This window comes from Pseudomonas sp. Fl4BN1 (genome assembly GCF_009908285.1).
GTDB lineage: Bacteria > Pseudomonadota > Gammaproteobacteria > Pseudomonadales > Pseudomonadaceae > Aquipseudomonas.
On sequence record NZ_JAAARM010000022.1, the window covers coordinates 1 to 22,429 of the forward strand.

Here is a 22,429-nt window from a genome sequence, read left to right on the forward strand (position 1 = left end):
GGCGCCGAAACCGGAGCCCAGGGCCAGCAAGGCGCCGCTGTAGCCGAACCAGGCCTCGCCCTGCCCCAGGCTGCGGAACAGGAAAGGGCCCAGGCTGTAGTAACTGAGCAGGGCAACATTGAACAACGCCACCAACAGCGCCGAACACCAGATCCCACGATCCCCGAGCATCTGCTTCAGGGTCGCCCCCAGAGGCGCCGGAACCTGCAACGCCGGGCGGGTTTCCGGCAACGCACGGACGCACCAGCCCAACAGCAACAGGGCCAGCACCAGCAAGCCCGCCAATGCGCCCGAATAGCCCCAGGCCCGGCTGAGGCCAGCCCCGGCGCACAAGCCAATGGCCGGGCTGGCCGCCAGGACCATGCCCACCAGGGAAAACACCCGGATCAACGCCTGCCCCTTGAACAAGTCCCGCAACAGGGTCTGGGTCACCACCGACGCCGCCGCGACCCCGAGCGCCGCCAGGGCCTGGGCCAGCAAAAAACCGGCAAAACTATTCGCCCCCAACGCCAGCAGCGTCGCCAAGGCATACAGCGCCAACCCTCCCAGCAGCGCCGGGCGCCGGCCCCAGCGGTCACTCAGCCAGCCCCAGAGCACGACCCCGGGGGCGAAGCCAAACACCAGCACCGACAGGCTCTGGGCGGCCTGCTCCGGGGTCACCCCAAACGCCCGGCCAACATCCACCAGGGCCGGGCTGTAGAGGGTCTGGGCGAGCTGCGGAAACATCAGCAGGGCCATGGCCAACAGCAACAAGGGATGGGATTTCATCAGCTACACACTCGGCAAAAAAACGATGCCGGCGATTCTAGGCACCTGCTCGTGGCGTATTATCGCAACCCTGCCAACTAACAGTGGAAATCGGACAAGCATGGCATGGCTCGACGCTCAGGCACGTTTTGATCCCGACAGCTTCCAGGTACCGGTGATCGGTATCGCCGCGACCCTGGGCGACCACGACTCAGGTCTACACCAGCACCGCCGCGGGCAATTGCTCTATACCCGCCAGGGCTGCACCCGCATCACCCTGGCCGATCGCCTGTGCCTGTTGCCGCCGTCACGCGCGGCGTGGATCCCTTCCCAGGTCCGGCATCGGGCGCAGATGCAACAGAACGTGGACTACCGCTCGCTGTACTTCAGCGCCGAACTGTCGGCGAGCCTGCCGCAGCAGGTGGCGGTGATCGACGTCAGCCCGCTGCTGCGCGCCGTGCTGGAACCCATGGCCCTGGCGCCATTCGACAGCGACTGGAGCCAGGGCCGCTACCCCCATTTGCTGGGGCTGTGCCTGGAAGAAATCCGCGAGGCCGTGCAGCAGCCATTGTCCCTGCCGCTGCCCCGGGACAAACGTCTGCAACCCCTGCTGGAAGACCTGCAGCAGCTGCCGCCAGAATTGCAGGTACTGGCCACCCGGGTCGGCGCCAGCAGCCGCACCATCGGCCGGATTTTCCAGCGCGAAACCGGCCTCGGCTATCAGCAGTGGCGCCAACAGTGGCGACTGATGCGTGCCATCGAGTTGCTGTCCACCGGCCGCAGCATCGGCTACAGCGCCTTCGCACTGGGCTTTGCCAGCGACAGCATCTTCATCGCCTTTTTCAAGGCCATGACCGGCACCACGCCGCGCGCCTACTTCAAGTAACGGGCGCCGGCTTCAGTCCTGAGGCAGTTTGCGAAAGCCCACCGCCAGGCGGTTCCAGCTGTTGATGGTGGAGATCGCCATGCTCAGGTCGACGCATTCACTGGCGCTGAACTGGCTGGTCAACCATTCATAATCGGCATCCGGCGCATGGGTTTCGCTGAGCCGGGTCAGGGCTTCGGTCCAGGCCAGGGCCGCACGTTCGCGCGGGGTGAAGAACGGGCTCTCGCGCCACACCGCTACAGCAAACAGGCGGCGCTCGGTTTCCCCGTGCTTGAGGGCATCGAGGCTGTGCAGGTCGACACAGAAGGCGCAGCCATTGATCTGGGACGCCCGCAGCTTGACCAGTTCGACCAGGGATTTTTCCAGGGGCAGCCTGGATACCGCAGTTTCCAGGGCGATCATGGCTTTCAGGGCCTCTGGGGAGGCGGTATAGAAATCGAGACGAGGTTGCAAGGTTCAAGCTCCGGAATCAGTCGAGATGCTGCCACCTTACGTCCCGGCCGTGCGCTGACCAATGACCAATCCCGCAGAACTTCAATAGACCAATGCAGCCGCTGCCGCCGGCGGCGAGGGCACGGATCAGGTGCGGCTGCGCAGCCATTGCATAAAGCCCTTCTTGGCCACTGGCTTGGGTGAGGACTGGGCCAGGCTCAAGGCAATGTGCTGGCGGAAATCCAGCAGGGTCTTCATCGCGTCGCCGATGTCGTGGCGGGCATCCAGGCAAAGTTTGAGGAACTCGTTGTCGATGCGGTACAGACTGCAGAACGTCTTCGCCGAGAACTCCGCCACGGTGGCCTGCTCGGCCACCAGGCCCGCTTCGCCAATCACTTCGCCCGGGCCCATGCGCCCGGCTTCGAAGGGTTTGCCGTCGCGTTGCATGCTGACCGTCACCACGCCGGACTCGATGATGAACAGGTGATCGCTGACCTCGCCTGCGGGCAGGATGGTTTCGCCAGCACGGAAGGTTTGCAGCTGCATGTTCTGGCTGAAGGTGTCCTTCTCCTCCTGGCGCAAGGTGGAAAAGATGCTCGAGCGGTCCAGCAACGCCCTGGGTCGCGACAGGTTCGTCGACTGCGTCGCCTCGCCCGTGGACAGCAGGCTGATGCCGCTGGCCTGCAGATGCCGGAACGCCAGGTCGAACAGCTGGTTGCGCACCTCGCGCTTGTGCCCCATCTGCGCGACGAAACCGCTGATCTCATACTCGACGCCACTGCTGCCGGAGCTTTTCAGGGCCACGCTGGGGGCTGGGACACTCAACAGGAACCGACAGCCGAGCATCGCCCGCTCCAGCGCCTCGATGACTTTCTGCGGGCGCGCGTGGGGGCTGAGCTGCAAGCTCACGGCAATCCCGTACAGGTCCCTGGGCCGGCTGAAATTGGTGATCTTGGCCTTGGACGCCAGGGAATTGGGGATCACCACCATGCTGCCCTGGGAGGTCTGCAAGCGGGTCGCGCGCCAGTCGATGTCCACCACCTTGCCTTCGGTGCCGTCGATGGCGATCCAGTCATCGATCTGATACGGCTTGGTGGTATTGAGCACGATGCCCGAGAACAGGTCGCTGAGGGTGCTTTGCAGCGCCAGGCCGACAATGATCGCCAGGGCTCCGGAGGTGGCCAGCACGCCCTTGACCGGCAGGTCCAGCACATAGGCCAGGGCGGCAATGATCGCGATCAGGAAGATCAGCGCGCCCATCAAGTCTTGCAGCAGTCGCCCGGTGTGCCCGACCCGCTGCATCATCAGGGTGCCCAGGAGCACCGTCAGGGTCCGCGCGCCAAACAGCCACCAGCCGATCTGCAATCCCGTAGCCGCCAGATGCAGGGGCACATCGTCTGGCCAGGGCGCAGGCTGCATGGGGTTCATGCCCTGGTTGAACAGCATCAGGCTGTAGAGAGAAAAAATCAGTACCCGCACCGCCAGTTTCCAGTGCTCGCCGCGACCGCCGATCAGGCGCCAGAGCACGACATCCAGGAGCAACAGGAACAGTGCGGCCAACAGCGGGTGATTGGCGAACAGGGCGAACATCAAGAAGCTCCGGCAGGACGAAGACGGCAAGATCGCACAAAAGATGCAGGAGCAGGTATAGCTGGAAAAGACCAACGCCGGAGCCTGGCCAGGGTGTTTGTCGTCGCCGCAAATCCAGGTCGGATTCGGCCAGCCCCGCGTCAGGCCACAGCCGCCCGAGCAGCCCGCACGCCCTTGGACCCGAGTGGCCAGGACCCAGGGCAAACGACAGCAAAGTGGCGGCGCCGATTGGCGCCGCCAGGGGAGTCACTTGCCCTGGGTCAGGGTGTTGTAGCTGGTCATCAGGTTGCGATAGTCAGGGATGTGGTTGGAGAACAGCGTGCCCAGGCCCTCGATGTCGTTGCGCCAGTCGCGGTGCAGCTCGCACGCCAGGCCGAACCAGGTCATCAGTTGGGCGCCGGCATTGGACATGCGGTTCCAGGCCGAGTCGCGGGTCAGTGCGTTGAAGGTGCCGGAAGCATCGGTGACCACGAACACTTCAAAACCTTCTTCCAGGGCCGACAACGCCGGGAACGCCACGCAGACTTCGGTGACCACCCCGGCAATGATCAACTGCTTCTTGCCGGTGGCCTTGATCGCCTTGACGAAGTCTTCGTTGTCCCAGGCATTGATCTGGCCGGGGCGGGCGATGTACGGAGCGTCGGGGAACAGGGCCTTGAGCTCCGGCACCAACGGGCCGTTGGGGCCGGTTTCAAAACTGGTGGTGAGGATGGTCGGCAGCTTGAAGTACTTGGCCAGGTCGGCCAGCGCCAGCACGTTGTTCTTGAAGCGGTCGGGCTCGATATCGCGGACCAGCGACAGCAGGCCGGCCTGGTGGTCAACCAGCAGAACGGCAGCGTTATCCTTGTCGAGACGTTTGTAGGCGTTAGTCATGGTGAAGTCCTCGCTAATGATCGATGCCGGAACCCGGCTTGAGTGAAATCCGTTGCACGCACCGCCGCCGTAACGGCAGGCGCCAAGGTGTAGCGCGCGACTCGCAGAGCCTAGTTGCCCAAACGCGTCGCGCCAGCGCTGCCGATCAGTGATCGGCGGCGTCCATCCGGCCAAAACGTCCCGATTGAAAATCGACGAAAGCCTGATGAATCTCCTCTTCGCTGTTCATCACGAACGGGCCATGGCCGACGATGGGCTCGTCGATAGGCTCGCCGCTGAGCAACAGCACAATCGCGTCGTTGTTGGCTTCCAGGCTGATGCGCTCACCGTCCCTGGCCAGCAACGCCAGCTGGCCTTCACGCACCGGCTCCAGACCATTGACCTGCACGGTGCCGCGCAACACTACCAACGCTGTGTTACGACCCGCGTGCAGCTCCAGGTCCAGGTGCTTGCCGGCGTGCAGGCGGATGTCCCATACATCGATCGGGGTGAAGGTCTGGGCCGGTCCTTGCTGGCCGGCGAACTCACCGGCGATCAGGCGCAGGTTGCCGGCATTGCCCGGCAACGGGATCTGCGGAATCTCGGCCGCGACAATCGTCTGGTAACCGGGGGCCGCAAGCTTGTCCCGGGCCGGCAGGTTGACCCACAACTGGACCATTTCCAGGTTGCCGCCACGCCGGGCGAAGTCGGCGGAATGAAACTCCTCGTGGAGAATCCCCGAGGCCGCAGTCATCCACTGCACATCGCCGGGGCCAATCTTGCCGCCGCTGCCGGTGGAGTCACGGTGTTCCACTTCACCGTCGTAGACGATGGTCACGGTTTCAAAACCGCGGTGCGGATGCTGGCCAACCCCGCGGCGGGCACTGGTAGGGCTGAACTGTGCGGGGCCGGCGTGATCCAGCAGCAAGAACGGGCTGATGTGCTGGCCCAGGTTGTCGTAGGAAAACAGGGTGCGTACCGGGAAGCCGTCGCCCACCCAATGGGGCCGTGGACTGGTGTAGATGCCGATGATGTTTTTCATGTCGTCCTCCAGAACTTTCTGATGGACCACCTTAAATCTCACACCTTTGCTGCGCTAGACTGCAAAAATCGCCCTTAGCGTTCTATTTGGAGAACGATCTTGGAAGACCTGAACACCCTCTACTACTTCACCCAGGTGGTGGAACACCGAGGGTTTGCCGCTGCCGGGCGGGCCCTGGACATGCCCAAGTCCAAGCTCAGCCGACGGATTTCCCAGCTCGAGGAACGCCTCGGCGTGCGCCTGATCCAGCGCACCAGCCGGCACTGTTCGCTGACCGAGATCGGCCAGGCGTATTACCAGCGCTGCCTGGCCATGCGGGTGGAAGCCGAGGGCGCGGCGGAAGTCATCGAGCGCAACCGCTCCGAACCCCAGGGCCTGGTGCGGGTGGCCTGCCCCACGGCCCTGCTCAACTCCTGGGTCGGGCCGATGCTCACCCGCTTCATGCTCAAGTACCCCTTGGTGGAACTGTTCATCGAGAGCACCAACCGCCGGGTCGACCTGATCCACGAAGGCTTCGACATTGCCCTGCGGGTGCGTTTTCCGCCCCTGGAAAGCACCGACCTGGTGATGAAAGTGCTGGGCAACAGCACCCAGTGCCTGGTGGGGCATCCAGACTTTCTGCAGCGCCTGTCGAGCCCCGCTTCGGCGGCCGATCTCAGCGGCCTGCCGAGCCTGCACTGGGGAGCGGCGCAGCGCGAGTACCAGTGGCAACTGCTGGGCCCCGACGGGGCCGAAGCGCAGATCCGTCATCGCCCGCGCATGGTCACCGACGACCTGCTCGCCTTGCGCCACGCGGTGCTGGCAGGCATCGGCATCGCGCATCTGCCCAAAGTGGTGGTGCGCGAAGACCTGGAGGCGGGACGCCTGCGAGAACTGGTGCCCGGCTGGGCGCCGCGCTGCGGGATCGTGCATGCCATCTTCCCCTCGCGCCGTGGCCTGCTGCCGTCGGTGCGCAGCCTGATCGATTTCCTGGGCGAGGAATTCAATCACAGCGACATGGCTTGAGGGCCGCGACATACCAGGGCTTGGAGGGCTCACCCAGGCCCTCGCCAAACCCGGAAGTCGACTAGCCTCTGCGCGCTTAACAGGCAGGAAGATTCGTGACCGGGAAGCAATATTCCTTTGTGCCAACGACGGTTTTTCTGCAACGATCGGGCGCGGATACTGCGGGCCATTCCCACTGCAATGTCCGGAGTTATCCATGTCTGTACCCGCCTTTGGCCTCGGCACTTTTCGCCTGCAGGGCCAGGTACTCATCGACTCGTTGAGCACGGCCCTTGAACTGGGCTATCGCGCCATCGACACCGCGCAGATCTACGACAACGAAGCCGATGTCGGCCAGGCCATCGCCGACAGCGCGATCCCCCGTGAAGAACTGTTCATCACCAGCAAGATCTGGGTCGCCAACTTTTCCCGCGAGCGCTTGATCCCCAGCCTCAAGGACAGTCTGCGCAAGCTGCGCACCGACTACCTGGACCTGACCCTGATCCACTGGCCGTCGCCGGACAACCAGGTGCCCGTGGCAGAGTTCATGCAAGCCTTGCTGGAGGCCAAGGCCCAGGGCCTGACCCGGCAGATCGGGGTGTCCAACTTCACCAATGCGCTGTTACAGGAAGCGATCGATGCCGTCGGCGCCGAGCAGATCGCCAGCCATCAGGTCGAGCTGCATCCCTATCTGCAAAACCGCAAGGTGGTGGAGTTCGCCCGCAGCCAGGGCATCCACATCACTTCCTACATGACCCTGGCCTACGGCGAAGTGCTGAAGGACCCGCTGATCGCCCAGATCGCCAAGGCCCACCAGGCCACGCCGGCCCAGGTGGTGCTGGCCTGGGCCATGCAATCGGGCTACGCGGTGATCCCCTCCTCGACCCGCCGCGCCAACCTGCAAGGCAACCTGCTGGCCTGCAACCTGACCCTGGGGGCCGACGACCTGCAACGTATCGCCAGCCTGGAGCGCGGCCAGCGCCTGACCAGCCCCGCGGGTATTGCGCCGCAGTGGGACTGAGTGGTGATTGACTGAGACAGAAAGCACAACGGCACCCTCGAGGGATGCCGTTTTAAAGAGTGCGCGGGACGTTCAACTGGCGCTGGCACTCCAGTTGCCCTGCGGCAGGTCGGGTAGCCATTGGATACCTGGCCTGGGGGCCTTGAACTGCGGTGGATCGATGAACAGCATCAGGCGCTTGACGGCCTCACTGTCCAGCGACTCGGCGCGACTGCACTGGACCTTGTGCCGGCGGCTACTGGGGATCTCTGGGAAACGCTGGTTGCCGTAGATCAGTGCGTGATCGATCTGCGGGTTGTCCAAGCAGAAAGCCAGCAGGTCAAAACCGCTGTGAGTGGCCAAGCCGCCGTTGATGATCAACAGGTCGAATGGGTCGCAAGCGTATTCCACCAAGGTCAGCAGCTCTTCCAGCCGATGCACGGGAGCCACTCGGTAATAACTCAGTTGGTTCAGCGTTCTCTCAATCTGCATCCGGTGAAAATGCTGATCATCGGCAATCAATATACGCAGCGCTCTATTGGGCATGTTCCTGATCCTGCAAATGAGACGGACCGGTGAATACCAGTCTTATCCTCCTAGATCGGTAGAAGGCTAGGGAAGTGCTCATGGGTTTTCTGTAGGATTATTCTGAAATTCTAAACACGGTAAGCCTGGCAGCCCATTTTTCGGACTCATCAGCTAGTGCTCTCAGTAATGTCTCTAAGTCAGCCGCAAAACACTGCCCTATCTTAATTGTCACGCATGGTTTTTAGCAGAGGGGAGCAGGCGAGAAAGCTCTCGTCGTAGCACAAGCTCTTTCCCACGCGAGGCTTATCACGTCCTACAGGAGCGGGCACAAAGGGCTTGTTTTACCCTGAGCCTGGGCCAAGGTGCTGACGGCAGCGCTCGAAGTTGGCGATACCGCAACAACTCCCTCGCCAGCACACGCCGTCATTCGGTGGTGCTCGGGCTCCAGAAAGCCTGCTGCACCAGCGCCGAAGCAGATAACCGAGCCACCAGCGCATCCAGCTCGTCGCCGTCCACCGAGGTGGTGGCCAGGGTCGCCTCGATCTCCACGTCCTCATTGCCAAAGGCATGCACGTCGACGTCGCTGGCCGGGTAGTTGCTGCGCTCCAGTTCGGCTTCCAGCAACGCAAACACGGCTTTCTGTTTCGAGCGATGGGCAATCACATAGACGATGTTGGTGACCTCGGCGGAGATCACGTCCAGGGGCTGGCGGTTGATGTTGTTGACGATGGGCCGCAGCAAGGTATTGGCCGCCAGGACGAACAAGGTCCCCAGCAGTGCCTCGAGGATCAGGTCGGCACCGGCGCAGGCCCCCACCGCCGCCGAAGCCCAGAGGGTTGCGGCGGTGTTCAGGCCACGGACATTGCCCTCCTCGCGCATGATCACCCCGGCGCCGAGAAAACCGATGCCCGAGACCACATAGGCCACCACGCGTACCGCACCGTCGGCACCGCCAAGGCGGTTGGCCATGTCGACGAAGATCGCCGCCCCCACTGCCACCAGCACGTTGGTGCGCAGGCCGGCGGTGCGCTGCCGGTACTGGCGCTCGAAGCCGATCAGGCCACCGAGGATAAAAGCCGCGCTGAGGCTGACCAGGGTGTCGACCAACGAGTCCAGGTTGATGTTGTGGATGGCTTGCATGGGGACGGGTCCTTGAGCGGGATGGCATAAATGGCACCCGAGGACTCTAGCAGCGGTCTATGAAGGTCTGTCGAACCACGCGTTACCTGGCGGCTTGCGTAGGAGCTGGCTTGCCAGCGAAGAGGCCCGTCAGGACGCCTTCGCCAGCAAGCTGGCTCCTACAGGACAGCATTACTGCCAGCCGAAACGCCGCACGTAGTAGCCCTTCACTGCCTGGGTCAGGGCCATGTAGGCCAGCAGGATGAACGGCAGGAACACGAAGTACAGCGAGGGCAGCGCCTGCAGCTTGAAGTAGTGCGCCAGCGGGCCCATCGGCAGGAAGATCCCCACCGCCATGATGATCCCGGTCATCACCAGCAACGGCGTGGCCGCACGGCTCTGCAGGAACGGAATCTTCGGCGTGCGGATCATGTGTACGATCAGGGTCTGGGTCAGCAGCCCCACCACGAACCAGCCGGACTGGAACAGGGTCTGGTGGTCCGGGGTATTGGCATCGAACACGTACCACATCAAGGCAAAGGTGGCGATGTCGAAGATCGAGCTGATGGGCCCGAAGAACACCATGAAACGCCCCACATCCGCCGGCTGCCAGCGCTGGGGCTTCTTCAGCATCTCGTCATCGACGTTGTCGAAGGGAATGGCGATCTGCGAAATGTCGTACAGCAGGTTCTGCACCAGCAGGTGCATCGGCAGCATCGGCAGGAACGGGATAAAGGCACTGGCCACCAGCACCGAGAACACGTTGCCGAAGTTCGAACTGGCGGTCATCTTGATGTACTTGAGCATGTTGGCGAAGGTCCGGCGCCCTTCCAGCACGCCCTCCTCCAGCACCATCAGGCTTTTTTCCAGGAGGATGATGTCCGCCGCTTCCTTGGCGATGTCCACCGCACTGTCCACGGAAATGCCGATGTCAGCGGTGCGCAGTGCCGGCGCGTCGTTGATCCCGTCGCCCATGAAACCCACCACGTGGCCGTTGGCCTTGAGCAAGCGGACGATGCGTTCCTTGTGGGTCGGGGTCAGCTTGGCGAAGACGTTGGTGGTTTCCACCGCCTTGGCCAGTTGCTCATCGCTCATGCGCTCGATGTCATTGCCCATCAGTAGCCCTTGCTGCTCCAGGCCCACTTCACGGCAGATCTTCGCGGTGACCAACTCGTTGTCGCCGGTCAGCACCTTGACCGCCACGCCATGCTCGGCCAGGGCCTTGAGCGCCGGCGCGGTACTTTCCTTGGGAGGATCGAGGAACGCCACGTAGCCGATCAGGGTCAACTCGTGCTCGTCCGCCAGGCTGTAGGTATCACGGCCCTCGATCATCGGCCGCGCGGCCACCGCCACCACCCGCAGGCCCTCTTCGTTGAGGTCGGCGGTGACCTGGCGAATCCGCGCCAGCAGGGTTTCGGTGAGGGCCTCTTCGGCTTCGCCGTGGCGCACGTTGCGACACACCGCCAGCACTTCTTCCACCGCGCCCTTGCAGATCAGCAGGTGCGGACGCTCCTGTTCCGCCACCACCACCGACATGCGTCGGCGGTTGAAGTCGAAGGGGATCTCGTCGACCTTCTGGAACGCCGTGCCGACCTTCAACTCACGGTGCACTTCCACGTGTTCCAGTACCGCCACGTCCAGTAGGTTCTTCAGCCCGGTCTGGTAGTAGCTGTTGAGGTAGGCCATCTCTAACACGTCATCGGAGTCCTCGCCCCAGACGTCCACGTGCCGCGCGAGAAAGATCTTGTCCTGGGTCAGGGTGCCGGTCTTGTCGGTGCACAGCACGTCCATGGCACCGAAGTTCTGGATCGCGTCCAGGCGCTTGACGATGACCTTCTTGCGCGACAGGAACACCGCGCCCTTGGCCAGGGTCGAGGTGACGATCATCGGCAGCATTTCCGGGGTCAGGCCGACGGCGACCGACAGCGCGAACAGCAGCGCCTCCATCCAGTCGCCCTTGGTGAAACCGTTGATGAACAACACCAGCGGGGCCATGACGAACATGAAGCGGATGAGCAGCCAGCTGACCTTGTTGACGCCGCTCTGGAATGAGGTCGGCGTGCGGTCGGTGGCGCTCACACGCAATGCCAGGGTGCCGAAATAGGTGCTGTTGCCGGTGGTCAGGATCACCGCCGTGGCGGCACCGGAAACCACGTTGGTGCCCATGAACAGAATGTTGTCCAGGTCCAGGGGGTTGCTGGTGTCACTGTCCTGCTGGCGCGCAAACTTCTCCACCGGCATGGATTCACCGGTCATGGCCGCCTGGCTGACGAACAGATCCTTGGCGCTGAGCACCCGGCAATCGGCGGGAATCATGTCGCCGGCCGAGAGCACGATCAGGTCACCGGGCACCAGTTCCTTGATCGGCAGTTCGATGCGCTGCGCGCCCTTGGCCTCGGCAGCCGCGCCCAGCAGGCGCCCGAGCATCGGTGCCTCCTGCGGCGGCGTGTCCCGGCGCATCACCGTGGCCGTGTTGCTGACCATGGCCTTGAGCGCGTCGGCGGCCTTGTTCGACTTGGCCTCCTGCCAGAAGCGCAGCAGGGTCGAGAGCACCACCATGGAGAAAATCACCGTGGCGGCCTTCATGTCCTCGGTCAACCAGGAGATCAGCGCCAACAGGGTCAGCAGCAGGTTGAAGGGGTTCTTGTAGCAGTGCCACAGGTGAGTCCACCAGGGCAGCGCCTGCTCATGCTCGACTTCGTTGAGGCCGTAGCGCTCACGCTGGGCTTCGGCTTCCTGGGTGCTCAAGCCATCGGTGTGGCTGCCAAGCTGGTCCAGCATGTGCGCGGCGTCGCTGTTGGCCGCAGCCACCAGGGTCTGTGCCAGGGTGGGCGGCACATCGCGGCTGACACTGGCATCACTGAAACTTTCCAACAGGGCCAGGCGGCGGAAGTGCCGGGCGAAATGCCGGGTCCGCAGAAAGCCGGCAAAGAACTCTTTCAACAAGCTGAGCTTCATGGTGATGACTCCTGCACTGGCGCCCCGAGCAATGGCTCAAGGGGCACCAGCGTTGCAACGAAACAGGCGGGGTGGAGAGACAGCAGGACAGGGCTGGGCTTACGCCCGAAGCAATCGCACCGTCAGTGATGGACGATGTTGCTGGCGATGGTGACGCAGGCTGATGTAACCCATGGCTGTTCCCCCGGATGGACGGCGCTGGGAAATCCGCAGGCAGGTACGGCCGGGGCTGCTGAAGGCGATGAATCCTCCCGGCCAGCCTGGCACGCGGGTCGCAAGAGCCGCGCATCGGTGCAGCCACGACGCGGCGCAAAGCCGGATCGCAGGCAATTGAGAGTCATCAAGAAGTGACGTCGGGAGGCGAACCGTAAAGCTCGCGATCGGGATGCCGCATCTCGCTGGACGGCGAGACAACGGCAGGAAAAGGCTGCGCGTTATCTTGCCGAGACTGCGCCGGCTATGAAAACCGGCTGACTCCTGTCACTCGAACAAGTACCCACACTGGGTCTCCACTGATTGAAAACGCGCGCAGCTTACGCCGCACTATTTGCAGAGTAAACCGCTGAAAAACCCCGGCCGGGGGGAATTGAAAACTTCTTCAGCCGAGGTTCAGGAATGCTCGCCCCAGCCGCTTGTACAGGTACTGGACTGCCGGCGAAGCGGCCCGCAAGAGCCTCCTTCACCGGCAAGCGGCGCCTAGCAGCGCATCAGCTGGCGGTAGCCAGCAGCATGTCACGCACCGAGCGGCTCTGGCCGCGGGTCTTGCCGTGCTCGTACAGCGAGTCGGCGATCTCTTGCGCGCGGATCGCCAGCACCGACAGCAAGGTATCGCTCAGGCCATGGCTGGCCTGACTGAAGCCCTGCAGGTAGACCCCCGCCTTGCAGCGTTCATCGGTCAACAGGCGGTAGTTGCGGTCCACTTCGAAATCACCCAGGTAGGCTTGCAGCGGTGCCAGCAACTGGCGATGCATCTGCCGCTCGTAACCGGTGGCCAGGATCACCGCGTCGTAGTGACGCACTTCGCGCTCGCCGCTGGCGCTGTTGCGCAGGATCAACTCGATGCCCAGGTCCGTGGCCGTGGCCTTTTCCACCGTGGTCATGGTGCGGAAGGTGTGACGTGGAATGCCCGACACCTTCTGCCGGTAGAAGATCCCGTAGATGCGCTCGATCAGGTCGATGTCCACCACCGAGTAGTTGGTGTTCTGGTATTCGCTGACCAGGCGCTCGCGCTCGCTGCCGTTGTGCTGGAACACCCGGTCGGTAAAGGCCGGGGAGAACACTTCGTTGACGAACGGGCTGTCATCGGCAGGCTTGAGCGCCGAGCCGCGCATGATGATGTCGGCCTGTACCGAAGGGAAACTGTCGTTAAGGTCGATGAAGGCCTCGGCAGCGCTTTGCCCGCCACCGATGATCGCGATGTTCATCGCCTTGCCGTTGACACACGGCTGGGTGGCCATGCGCTCCAGGTACTGGGAGTGGTGGAATACCCGTGGATCGTCCTTGAGCCCCTTGAACGTCTCCGGAACCCGTGCGGTGCCGCCGGCGCTGACCACCACCGAACGGGCGGTGCGCACGAACTCGGTGCCCTGGGCGTCGCGGGAAATCACTCGCAGGGCTTCGACCTGCTGGTTGTGCAGCACCGGCTCGATGCCCAGCACTTCTTCACCGTAGCGGCTGTGTTCCTGGAAATGCCCGGCCACCCAGCGCAGGTAGTCGTTGAACTCCATGCGGCAAGGATAGAAGGTGCCCAGGTTGATGAAGTCCACCAGGCGCCCGTGGTGTTTCAGGTAGTTGACGAAGGAATAGGGGCTGGTGGGGTTGCGCAGGGTCACCAAGTCCTTGAGGAAGGAGATTTGCAGTTCGCTCTGGGTCACCAGGGTGTTGCCGTGCCAGCGATAGTCGGCCTGCTTGTCGAGGAACAGCGCGTCCAGCGGACCGTGCTCCTGCCCGCGCTCCTCCAGCGCAATGGCCAGCGCCAGGTTCGAGGGGCCGAAACCGATACCGATCAAATCGTGAACGTTGGCCGATGCAATTGCCTGTGTCATTTCCAGTGTCCTCTGGATAAACCGCCTCAACGCGGGGGATAAAGTGTCTCGGTGACCCGACTGGCCCGTGCAGCACAGCAGATCGTCTGTTGAGTAGGGACGAGGACAATGAAAAAAAATTTAACGAAATAAGACTCAGTGGCTGTCCCACTGACGGAGTCGAACCCGGCAGTGTTTCATCGCGTTGACGATGTGTTTTTCCACCAGGCTGCGGGAAATCCCCAGTTGCTCGGCAATCTGCGGATGGGACAGGCCTTCGAGCTTGCGCAGCAGGAAACTCTCGCGGCACAGCCGAGGCAGCTCGGCCAATGCCCGCTGGAGCATTTCCAGGCGCTGGCCCTGATCAAGAGAGGTGTGCGGCGACGGATTGAAATAGCGTTCTTCGTTGTCCAGCACCTCAAGGGGCTCGGACTGGCGCAAGGCGTTGCGCCGATGGTCATCGATCACCAGGTTCAGGACCGTGCGATAAAGAAACGCTCGCGGCTGCTCGATCGGCGTAGCGCTGGAGCGCTCCAGCACCCGCACATACGCGTCGTGCACCACATCCTCGGCCACCTGGCGATTGCCCAGCTTGGCATTGAGGAAGCCCATCAGCTCGCGATAGTAACTTTCCAACATGGCTCCCGACCGCCACAGGGCGATTCTGTCCTTGAGCAAGACCGGCGATGGCCGGTTACGCCCGATGATTCAATGATGGCAGTTTAGAACCGCAGCGTAATTTATAGTAATTCTCATATAGATTTAAAGTACCGCAGTGTCGCGCAGGGTTTATTTTCAATGTTTCGACAGCTGTAACGCCATGTGTCGACACTTAAATTCACCCCGCGTCATCTCGTTTACCTGACAGCTCCCCGTCTCTGCCGCTCCCGCGGCAGTCGCAAGCCTGGCGTACCTCACGTGACCCGGCGGCGGTGACGGGCCGATATCCCCTGGCCGGAACCCTGCATGAAACGTCCTCGACCCACCCGACGCGCCCTGCTTGTCGCACTGTGTCTGCTCCCCGTTGTGGCCATTACGGCCTGGAAACTCATTCCTCCCGATCGCAATCAGTTCGCCACCGTGCAAGTCAGCCGAGGCGATATCGAAAGCAGCGTCACCGCCCTGGGCACCCTGCAACCGCGGCGCTATGTGGATGTGGGTGCCCAGGCCTCCGGGCAGATCCGCAAGATCCACGTGGAAGCCGGCGACACGGTGAAGGAAGGCCAGTTACTGGTGGAAATCGACCCAGCCACCCAGCAGGCAAAACTCGACGCCAGCCGCTTCTCCATCGAGAACCTGCAGGCCCAGCTGCAGGAGCAGCACGCGCAGAACCAGCTGGCGCGGCAAAAATACCAGCGCCAGCAGAACCTCGCCGCCGGTGGCGCCACCCGCGAAGAAGACGTACAGGCCGCCCAGGCCGAGCTCAAGGCCACCCACGCGCGGATCGACATGTTCAAGGCCCAGATCCGCCAGGCCCAGGCCAGCCTGCGCAGCGACCAGGCGGAACTGGGCTACACGCGCATCTACGCGCCGATGTCCGGCACCGTGGTGGCGGTGGACGCCCGTGAAGGCCAGACCCTCAACGCCCAGCAACAAACGCCGCTGATCCTGCGCATCGCCAAGCTCTCGCCGATGACCGTCTGGGCCGAGGTTTCCGAAGCCGACATTGGCCACGTCAAACCCGGCATGAGCGCCTATTTCACCACCTTGAGCGGTGGCAGTCGGCGCTGGACCAGCACCGTGCGGCAAATCCTGCCGATCCCGCCCAAGCCCCTGAATGAAACCAGCCAGGGCGGTGGCAGCCCCGCCAGCACCAGCAAGAGCGGCAGCGGCCGGGTGGTGCTCTACACCGTGCTGCTGGACGTGGACAACGCCGACAACGCGCTGATGGCACAAATGACCACCCAGGTGTTCTTCGTTGCCAGCCAGGCGAAAAACGTCCTCACCGCGCCCATCGCCGCCCTGCAGGGCAGCACCACGGCGGACCGGCAGGTCGCCCGGGTAGTGGCCAAGAACGGCTCGATCGATGAACGCGAAGTGCGGGTCGGCATCAGCGATCGCCTGCGCATCCAGGTACTGGACGGGCTGAGCGAAGGCGATCACCTGTTGATCGGCCCGGCCAACAGCAGCGGGGGTTGAATGCAGACTCCGCTGATCGACCTCAGGAACATCCGTAAGTCCTACGGTGGTGGCGATACCCCGCAAGTCGATGTGCTGCGCGGTATCGACCTGTCGATCCACGCCGGCGAATTCGTCGCCATTGTTGGCGCCTCGGGCTCCGGCAAGTCGACCCTGATGAACATTCTCGGCTGCCTCGACCGCCCCACTTCCGGCGACTACCTGTTCGCCGGGGAAAACGTCGCCCAACTGGACAGCGACGAACTGGCCTGGCTGCGCCGCGAGGCCTTCGGGTTCGTGTTCCAGGGCTACCACCTGATTCCCTCGGCCTCGGCCCAGGAAAACGTCGAAATGCCGGCCATCTACGCCGGCACCCCACCCGCCGAGCGCCACGCCCGCGCCGCCGCTCTGCTGGAGCGCCTGGGCCTGAGCGACCGAACCGGCAACCGCCCGCACCAGCTGTCCGGTGGCCAGCAACAGCGGGTGTCCATCGCCCGCGCGCTGATGAACGGCGGCCATATCATCCTCGCCGACGAACCCACCGGTGCCCTCGACAGCCACAGCGGCGCCGAGGTCATGACCCTGCTGGACGAGTTGGCCAGCCAGGGCCACGTGGTGATCCTGATCACCCACGACCGCGAAGTCGCAGCCCGGGCCAAGCGCATCATCGAGATCCGCGACGGCGAGATCATCAGCGACACCGCCGACCACGATCCGTCGGTGCAAACCAGCGCCAACAGCGGCGCCCTGCAAGCCGTGGACCTGCGTCAGCGCCTGGTAGATGGCAGCGAAGCCAGCGGGGCCTGGAAAGGCGAACTGCTGGAAGCGATACAGGCCGCCTGGCGGGTGATGTGGATCAACCGCTTCCGCACCGCCCTGACCCTGCTGGGGATCGTCATCGGCGTGGCCTCGGTGGTGGTGATGCTGGCGGTGGGCGAAGGCAGCAAGCGCCAGGTGATGGCGCAGATGGGAGCCTTTGGCTCGAACATCATTTACCTGAGCGGACACTCGCCCAACCCGCGTGCGCCCATGGGCATCATTACCCTGGACGAGGTCGCCGCCGTGGCCGCCCTGCCCCAGGTCAAGCGCATCATGCCGGTCAATGGCGCCGAAGCCGGTGTGCGCTACGGCAACCGCGACTACATGGCCTACGTCGGCGGCAACGACACCAACTTTCCGCACATTTTCAACTGGCCAGTGGTCGAGGGCAGCTATTTCAGCGATGCCGACGAACACTCGGCGGCGGCCGTGGCGGTGATCGGCCGCAAAGTCCGGGAAAAGCTCCTGCACGACGTCGCCAATCCCATCGGCCAATACATCCTGATCGAGAACGTGCCCTTCCAGGTGGTGGGCGTACTGATTGGCAAGGGCGCCAGCTCCGGTGACCAGGACAGCGACGACCGCATCGCCGTGCCCTACTCCGCCGCCAGCACCCGCCTGTTTGGCAGCCGCAACCCCGAATACGTGGCCATCGCCGCCGCCGACGCGAGCAAGGTCAAGGAAGCCGAACAGGCCATCGATGAGCTGATGCTGCACCTGCACAACGGCAAGCGCGATTACCAGCTGACCAACAATGCGGCAATGATCCAGGCCGAGGCCCGGACCCAGAACACCCTGTCACTGATGCTCGGCGCGATTGCCGCGATCTCGCTGCTGGTGGGCGGTATCGGGGTGATGAACATCATGCTCATGACCGTGCGCGAACGCACCCGCGAGATCGGTATCCGTATGGCCACCGGTGCCCGCCAGCGCGACATCCTGCGCCAGTTCCTCACCGAAGCGGTGATGCTCTCGGTGGTCGGCGGCCTGACCGGCATCGCCCTGGCGCTGCTCATCGGTGGCGTGCTGATCCTCAGCGAAGTAGCCGTGGCCTTCTCCCTGATCGCAGTGGCCGGGGCCTTTGCCTGTGCCCTGGTCACCGGCGTCATCTTCGGCTTCATGCCCGCCCGCAAGGCTGCCCGGCTCGACCCGGTCACGGCCCTTACCAGTGAATGATCGATCTATGAAAGTGCACCTGACCCTCCTGGCCGCCGGCGTCATGCTAGCGGCCTGCAGCAGCCCCCAGCCGCGCCCGGACAGCGGCCTGCAAGCACCGCCAGCCTGGCATTCACCCGCCAGCCACAGCGACCGGCAACAGGACCCGCGCTGGTGGGCCCGGTTCGGCAGCCCGGAGCTGGACCGCCTGATCGCCGAAGCCCGCAACGGCAGCCACGACCTGGCAGCCGCCATGGCCCGGGTGCGCCAGGCCCAGGCCACGGCGATTATTGCCGGTGCGCCGCTGCTGCCGGAAGTCAGCGGCACCTTCAACGCCAGCCGCCAAAAGCTCCTGCGCAGCAACGGCTACAGCCAACTGGACGCCAACAGCAACAACAAGACCGTGGACTACTTCAATGTCGGCCTCAGCGCCACCTATGAAGTGGACTTCTGGGGCGGCCGCCGCGCCGCCCGCGACAGCGCCGTGCTAGGGCTCCAGGCCAGCGCATTCGACCAGTCGACGGTGGAGCTGACCCTGCTCAGCGGCGTGGCCAACAGCTATGCCCAGGTCCTGTCGCTGCGAGAGCAGAGCCGGATCGCCGAACTCAACCTGGCCAATGCGCAGCATGTCCTGCAACTGGTACAGACCCGCTACGACTCGGGCTCGGCCACGGCCTTGGAACTGGCCCAGCAAAAAAGCCTGGTCGCCGCCCAGCAGCGCCAAGTACCACAGGTGCGGCAACAGGCCGAAGAGACCCTGATTACCCTCGCCGCACTGCTGGGACGGCCAGTACAAAGCCTGACCCTGAACGACCAGCCCTTCGCCCAGTTGAACTGGCCGAGCATCGACGCTGGGGTGCCCAGCGACCTGCTGCTTCGGCGTCCCGACATCGCCAGCGCCGAGGCCCGGCTGGCCGCAGCCCAGGCCGATGTCAGCGTAGCGCGAGCGGCGATGCTGCCAACCCTGACCCTGACCGCCAACCTCGGCTCGGGTGCGGACAAGCTGGGGGACGTGTTACGCAACCCCTTCTACAGCCTCACCTCCGGCCTGGTGGCGCCGATCTTCAACAACGGCCGCCTGGGCGCCCAGCGCGACCAGGCCACGGCGCGCCAGGAGGAACTGCTGGAAACCTATCGCGGGGCGGTCATCAACGGTTTTGCCGATGTGGAGAAAGCCCTCACCAGCATTCGCGGGCTGGACCTGCAACGGCAGTGGCAGGGTGAAGAGCTGAACCAGGCGCAACGGGCCTTCGAGATCGCCCAGAGCCGCTACCAGTCCGGCGCCGAAGACCTGCTGAGCGTGCTGGAAACCCAGCGCACCCTGTACGCGGCCCAGGACCAGAACGTGCAACTGCGGTTATCGCGATTGCAGTCGAGCATTGCCCTGTACAAAGCCCTGGGGGGTGGCTGGCAGGAACCCGATAATACTCCGGCACACAGGCCGCTATAGGCTCATGACCGGTAGGTCTTCCTGGCGCCAACCCGTACTATGCCGAGCACTCACCCCTAAACCTGGAAGACCGAATTGCCCATCAGCGAGCGCTTCGAACTGGAAATTCTTGAACTGATCGAGGCATTGTCCTGCGCCGACTTCGACAAGCTTTCAGCGAACCAGTGGCTTGGCAGACTGGCCGCACAGGATGTCGCGCAGCGAATTGACGAGTATGGGAAAAGACTGCTCCTGCCACCTACCCCCTTTCTGCAAAATGTCGACCTCCATGAATACCGCGACGGCTCCGGCTGGGCATTGGATATCCCCTTGTGGACCGAAGAGGAAGGAATCAGCGATCTGACCCTGTCTCTGGAACTGCTCGTGGATCCGCGCGGATCAAGGCTGCAAATGACCGACCTTCGGGTACTCTGAGCCCCCCCCTGAAGCCGTGACCAACAACAAGCCGCAAGCTACCGCAGTGGATGCGCGCAAGCACTGCTGAAGCGGCACGCTGCCAGTGAAATCCTGACACTGCTGATTATCCAACGCCTCAAGAGCACCGAGCCATGAACGACAGCGACTTCAAACAACTGCTGGCCAAGCGCAAATGCGACCAGCCAATCTGGTTTGCATTGCCTGCGGACCGCTGCGCCAGCGAAGACGACATCAGTGGATTTGAACAAGCGTGGGGGCTGCAACTTCCTGGCGACTACAGGCAGTTTCTCAAGGCATTTGGCGGCGGCTACTTTGCACTGGGAATCGTCTATTCGCTGGATGAAGCCAGCGACTTGAATCTGCCCCGCATCAATCGGGCACACCCGGTGATTGCCCAGGACCATCTGTTGTTTTCGGAAAACGGCTGCGGCGATTTCTACGGTTTCAAGATAGAAAACCACCAATGCCGGGCAGAGATCTTCTGTTTCGATCACGCGAGCGCAGAGTGGCAGGAAACCGGATACCGCAACCTGTTGAGCTTTCTAGCCGAGGTTGCCCTGTCCAACTGAAGGTCCTGCCCGCGGTCTTCAGCCCCACAGGCAGTGGCAGGTCCGACGTGGCTACAGCAGCCGCTCCCTGAGCTTCAAATGCCGCGCATACCAGGGTCGACGCGGCACTTTGCGGAACAGATCGGCCAGCTGCTTCTCGTCATCGATAAAGGTGATGCGCAGCGCCAGCTTCATGGTTTCCGGGTCCATCTCCACCGTCTTGCCCATCTGCAAACCGGGAATGGTGCTGCAACCATGGGTCAGCGGGCCCAGCCAGGGGTCGCCCGCCTCGACCCAACGCCCCGGGGCGAACCAGGGCACGCCGTTGACTTCCTGGCGCTTGAGTTCACCGGGATGAAAGCGCTCGTGGGCGCGGAACCAATCTTCCAGGCGATCGTCGATCCAGCCATGGAAACGCCAGAACACCGGGCTCACATGGGACGAGAACGGGTCACCGAGAAAATCGTTTTCCGGCTGGTACCAGCGCGCAGCGAAATCTGCCGGATCCCGGGCCAGGGGCACCGGCGCGCCGCTGGAAGGATCACGGGGCACTGAAGCCCAGCGCATGTGCAGCCAGTCGTGCAGGCCCAGTTCGATTTCCGAACCGAATTGCCCCAGGGTCAGCTTCGCCAGGTAGCGCGGGTCACGGTACTGGGACTCCCAGACTTCAAAGTTGCTGTGGTAGGTCTCGCCCGCCTTGATATCGCTGACCCACTGGCTGTATTCGTCATCGCCGTGGGCCAGCCAGGTTGGCGGCAGCGAGCCGCCGTCGTGGTTATCGAAGTAACGGGCAAAACCCAGGCGGTCGCGCTGCAGCTCCGGTGCAGGCATGGGAAAATGCGCCCAGGACGGCAGGTCTTGCATGGAGCGCGCCGTACCCAGCATGTGCCGGTGCATGAAGAAGAAGTCGATACCGGAACCGTTGCGGTCTTTCTTCAGCCCACGAGCATCACGCTCCTGACCGCGCGGGCCGGGTTGCCAGCCAATACCGCGCAAGGCATCGCGCTTCTCTTCGGAGAGCCGGTGCCACTTGTCCCGGGTGGCGTGCCAGAGCTGGTGGAACAACCGGTGCTCGGGGGAAATCAGCCAGGCCTGCAGGGTCGGATTGAGGCCGATCCGCTCCCGTGCTTCAGGAAAGCGCTGCTTGGTGGCGACAAACCGATTGTCCAGTTCCGCCAGCCCCAAAGGCCGGTCCAGGCGTTGCACACTGCCGCTCAGGGTACCGCTGCCGGCGTTGCCAAAATCGGCCCAGACCTCGTCCAGGGTCAGTTTGAACTCATAGGCGGCAACCCCGTCCGGCGCGGCGCTGCTGATCAGCCGCCAGTACATCTGCGCCGGTTTCGGGCTGACCAGGTCGCCGATGATCTGATAACGCGGGGCTGCCGCGGCACGCAACCCCTGGGGGGTGTCCAGATAACCACGCAGGCCACGGCCACGCTGGGCGATGTCGATGAACAGCTCCAGGCCTTGCCGGGGCAGGCCCTCCAGGCCGGCATCACGCCCCAGGAAACGAATACTCCAGATGCCCCGCAACTGGTCCGCCAGCTGCTGCCCGGCGGTGTCCGCCAGATCCACCGTGGCCTCGCCCGGAGTGATCGGAAACTCTTCCTCACGCGTCAACTTGCGATGCACATAAAACGCTGCTGGCACTGCAGCGCCGGTCAGCGCCAAGCCCGCCATGAACCCTCGTCGAGAAATCGTCATTGCCCTACCTGTGTCAGCCCTGAAGCAGGCTTTATCCAAGCTAGAACGTATGTTGC

General features: G+C 63.4%; 19 protein-coding genes. 8 read left to right on the forward strand and 11 right to left on the reverse strand.

What is annotated here, in order from left to right; all coding sequences use genetic code 11:
* A partial coding sequence (locus tag GV818_RS22405; protein WP_161777541.1) for an MFS transporter occupies window positions 1–768 on the reverse strand: 768 nt, incomplete at its 3' end.
* 100 nt (window positions 769–868) lie between these two features.
* On the opposite strand from GV818_RS22405, the gene GV818_RS22410 reads away from it, so the two are divergent.
* On the forward strand, window positions 869–1,633 hold the full coding sequence (locus GV818_RS22410; protein ID WP_161777542.1) for an AraC family transcriptional regulator: 765 nt from the start codon (window positions 869–871) through the stop codon (window positions 1,631–1,633).
* 12 nt (window positions 1,634–1,645) lie between these two features.
* Here the strand turns inward: GV818_RS22410 and GV818_RS22415 are convergent, their stop codons facing one another.
* The 4 genes from GV818_RS22415 to GV818_RS22430 form a co-directional block, all read right to left on the reverse strand.
* Complete coding sequence (locus tag GV818_RS22415) at window positions 1,646–2,086, reverse strand: carboxymuconolactone decarboxylase family protein (RefSeq protein ID WP_161777544.1); 441 nt, start codon at window positions 2,084–2,086, stop codon at window positions 1,646–1,648.
* A gap of 126 nt (window positions 2,087–2,212) precedes the next feature.
* Window positions 2,213–3,655 (reverse strand): mechanosensitive ion channel family protein, encoded by a 1,443-nt coding sequence (locus GV818_RS22420; protein ID WP_161777546.1) that lies wholly within the window; start codon window positions 3,653–3,655, stop codon window positions 2,213–2,215.
* Window positions 3,656–3,901: 246 nt separating this feature from the next.
* Window positions 3,902–4,528 (reverse strand): isochorismate family cysteine hydrolase YcaC, encoded by a 627-nt coding sequence (ycaC, locus tag GV818_RS22425; RefSeq protein ID WP_161777548.1) that lies wholly within the window; start codon window positions 4,526–4,528, stop codon window positions 3,902–3,904.
* 145 nt (window positions 4,529–4,673) lie between these two features.
* The gene (locus GV818_RS22430; protein WP_161759002.1) at window positions 4,674–5,549 is read right to left on the reverse strand and encodes a pirin family protein; all 876 of its coding nucleotides are present in this window, start codon (window positions 5,547–5,549) and stop codon (window positions 4,674–4,676) included.
* A 96-nt stretch (window positions 5,550–5,645) separates the two neighbouring features.
* On the opposite strand from GV818_RS22430, the gene GV818_RS22435 reads away from it, so the two are divergent.
* Both GV818_RS22435 and dkgB read left to right on the forward strand, forming a co-directional pair.
* Window positions 5,646–6,554 carry a LysR family transcriptional regulator gene (locus tag GV818_RS22435; RefSeq protein WP_161759063.1) on the forward strand — a complete coding sequence of 303 codons (909 nt, stop codon included), beginning with the start codon at window positions 5,646–5,648 and terminating at the stop codon, window positions 6,552–6,554.
* A 196-nt stretch (window positions 6,555–6,750) separates the two neighbouring features.
* A complete protein-coding gene (dkgB, locus tag GV818_RS22440; RefSeq protein WP_161759003.1) occupies window positions 6,751–7,554 on the forward strand; it encodes a 2,5-didehydrogluconate reductase DkgB in 804 nt (267 codons plus the stop codon).
* 72 nt (window positions 7,555–7,626) lie between these two features.
* Here the strand turns inward: dkgB and GV818_RS22445 are convergent, their stop codons facing one another.
* The 5 genes from GV818_RS22445 to GV818_RS22465 form a co-directional block, all read right to left on the reverse strand.
* Window positions 7,627–8,079, reverse strand: coding sequence for a response regulator (locus GV818_RS22445; protein ID WP_161759004.1), 453 nt, complete (start codon window positions 8,077–8,079; stop codon window positions 7,627–7,629).
* A 405-nt stretch (window positions 8,080–8,484) separates the two neighbouring features.
* Window positions 8,485–9,201, reverse strand: coding sequence for an MgtC/SapB family protein (locus GV818_RS22450; protein ID WP_161759005.1), 717 nt, complete (start codon window positions 9,199–9,201; stop codon window positions 8,485–8,487).
* 171 nt (window positions 9,202–9,372) lie between these two features.
* Entirely contained in the window at window positions 9,373–12,138 is a 2,766-nt protein-coding gene (gene mgtA, locus GV818_RS22455) for a magnesium-translocating P-type ATPase (RefSeq protein WP_161759006.1), read from the reverse strand.
* Window positions 12,139–12,845: 707 nt separating this feature from the next.
* Window positions 12,846–14,183, reverse strand: coding sequence for a lysine N(6)-hydroxylase/L-ornithine N(5)-oxygenase family protein (locus tag GV818_RS22460; RefSeq protein ID WP_161777550.1), 1,338 nt, complete (start codon window positions 14,181–14,183; stop codon window positions 12,846–12,848).
* A 135-nt stretch (window positions 14,184–14,318) separates the two neighbouring features.
* A complete protein-coding gene (locus tag GV818_RS22465) occupies window positions 14,319–14,801 on the reverse strand; it encodes a sigma-70 family RNA polymerase sigma factor (protein WP_161759008.1) in 483 nt (160 codons plus the stop codon).
* A gap of 327 nt (window positions 14,802–15,128) precedes the next feature.
* Here GV818_RS22465 and GV818_RS22470 point away from each other — a divergent pair, with 327 nt between their 5' ends.
* From GV818_RS22470 to GV818_RS22490, 5 genes are all read left to right on the forward strand, one after another.
* Window positions 15,129–16,301 (forward strand): efflux RND transporter periplasmic adaptor subunit, encoded by a 1,173-nt coding sequence (locus GV818_RS22470; protein ID WP_161777552.1) that lies wholly within the window; start codon window positions 15,129–15,131, stop codon window positions 16,299–16,301.
* A complete protein-coding gene (locus GV818_RS22475; RefSeq protein ID WP_161759010.1) occupies window positions 16,302–18,275 on the forward strand; it encodes a MacB family efflux pump subunit in 1,974 nt (657 codons plus the stop codon).
* Window positions 18,276–18,282: 7 nt separating this feature from the next.
* A complete protein-coding gene (locus tag GV818_RS22480) occupies window positions 18,283–19,704 on the forward strand; it encodes an efflux transporter outer membrane subunit (RefSeq protein ID WP_161777554.1) in 1,422 nt (473 codons plus the stop codon).
* Between the two features lie 75 nt (window positions 19,705–19,779).
* Window positions 19,780–20,118, forward strand: coding sequence for a DUF7668 domain-containing protein (locus tag GV818_RS22485; RefSeq protein WP_161777556.1), 339 nt, complete (start codon window positions 19,780–19,782; stop codon window positions 20,116–20,118).
* A gap of 134 nt (window positions 20,119–20,252) precedes the next feature.
* Complete coding sequence (locus tag GV818_RS22490; RefSeq protein WP_161759013.1) at window positions 20,253–20,690, forward strand: SMI1/KNR4 family protein; 438 nt, start codon at window positions 20,253–20,255, stop codon at window positions 20,688–20,690.
* A 51-nt stretch (window positions 20,691–20,741) separates the two neighbouring features.
* Here GV818_RS22490 and pvdP read toward each other — a convergent pair whose 3' ends face one another.
* Window positions 20,742–22,373: a pyoverdine maturation tyrosinase PvdP gene (gene pvdP, locus GV818_RS22495; RefSeq protein ID WP_161759014.1), complete on the reverse strand. Its 1,632-nt coding sequence runs from the start codon at window positions 22,371–22,373 to the stop codon at window positions 20,742–20,744.
* Window positions 22,374–22,429 lie beyond the last annotated feature (56 nt).

Excerpts from the sequence above, each read along its gene's own strand:
- pvdP (WP_161759014.1), bottom strand. The coding sequence starts at position 22,373 with ATGACGATTTCTCGACGAGGGTTCATGGCGGGCTTGGCGCTGACCGGC.
- GV818_RS22430 (WP_161759002.1), bottom strand. The coding sequence starts at position 5,549 with ATGAAAAACATCATCGGCATCTACACCAGTCCACGGCCCCATTGGGTG.
- ycaC (WP_161777548.1), bottom strand. The coding sequence starts at position 4,528 with ATGACTAACGCCTACAAACGTCTCGACAAGGATAACGCTGCCGTTCTG.
- GV818_RS22450 (WP_161759005.1), bottom strand. The coding sequence starts at position 9,201 with ATGCAAGCCATCCACAACATCAACCTGGACTCGTTGGTCGACACCCTG.
- GV818_RS22420 (WP_161777546.1), bottom strand. The coding sequence starts at position 3,655 with ATGTTCGCCCTGTTCGCCAATCACCCGCTGTTGGCCGCACTGTTCCTG.
- GV818_RS22410 (WP_161777542.1), top strand. The coding sequence starts at position 869 with ATGGCATGGCTCGACGCTCAGGCACGTTTTGATCCCGACAGCTTCCAG.
- GV818_RS22475 (WP_161759010.1), top strand. The coding sequence starts at position 16,302 with ATGCAGACTCCGCTGATCGACCTCAGGAACATCCGTAAGTCCTACGGT.
- GV818_RS22460 (WP_161777550.1), bottom strand. The coding sequence starts at position 14,183 with ATGACACAGGCAATTGCATCGGCCAACGTTCACGATTTGATCGGTATC.
- dkgB (WP_161759003.1), top strand. The coding sequence starts at position 6,751 with ATGTCTGTACCCGCCTTTGGCCTCGGCACTTTTCGCCTGCAGGGCCAG.
- mgtA (WP_161759006.1), bottom strand. The coding sequence starts at position 12,138 with ATGAAGCTCAGCTTGTTGAAAGAGTTCTTTGCCGGCTTTCTGCGGACC.
- GV818_RS22470 (WP_161777552.1), top strand. The coding sequence starts at position 15,129 with ATGAAACGTCCTCGACCCACCCGACGCGCCCTGCTTGTCGCACTGTGT.
- GV818_RS22465 (WP_161759008.1), bottom strand. The coding sequence starts at position 14,801 with ATGTTGGAAAGTTACTATCGCGAGCTGATGGGCTTCCTCAATGCCAAG.
- GV818_RS22490 (WP_161759013.1), top strand. The coding sequence starts at position 20,253 with ATGAACGACAGCGACTTCAAACAACTGCTGGCCAAGCGCAAATGCGAC.
- GV818_RS22480 (WP_161777554.1), top strand. The coding sequence starts at position 18,283 with ATGAAAGTGCACCTGACCCTCCTGGCCGCCGGCGTCATGCTAGCGGCC.
- GV818_RS22445 (WP_161759004.1), bottom strand. The coding sequence starts at position 8,079 with ATGCCCAATAGAGCGCTGCGTATATTGATTGCCGATGATCAGCATTTT.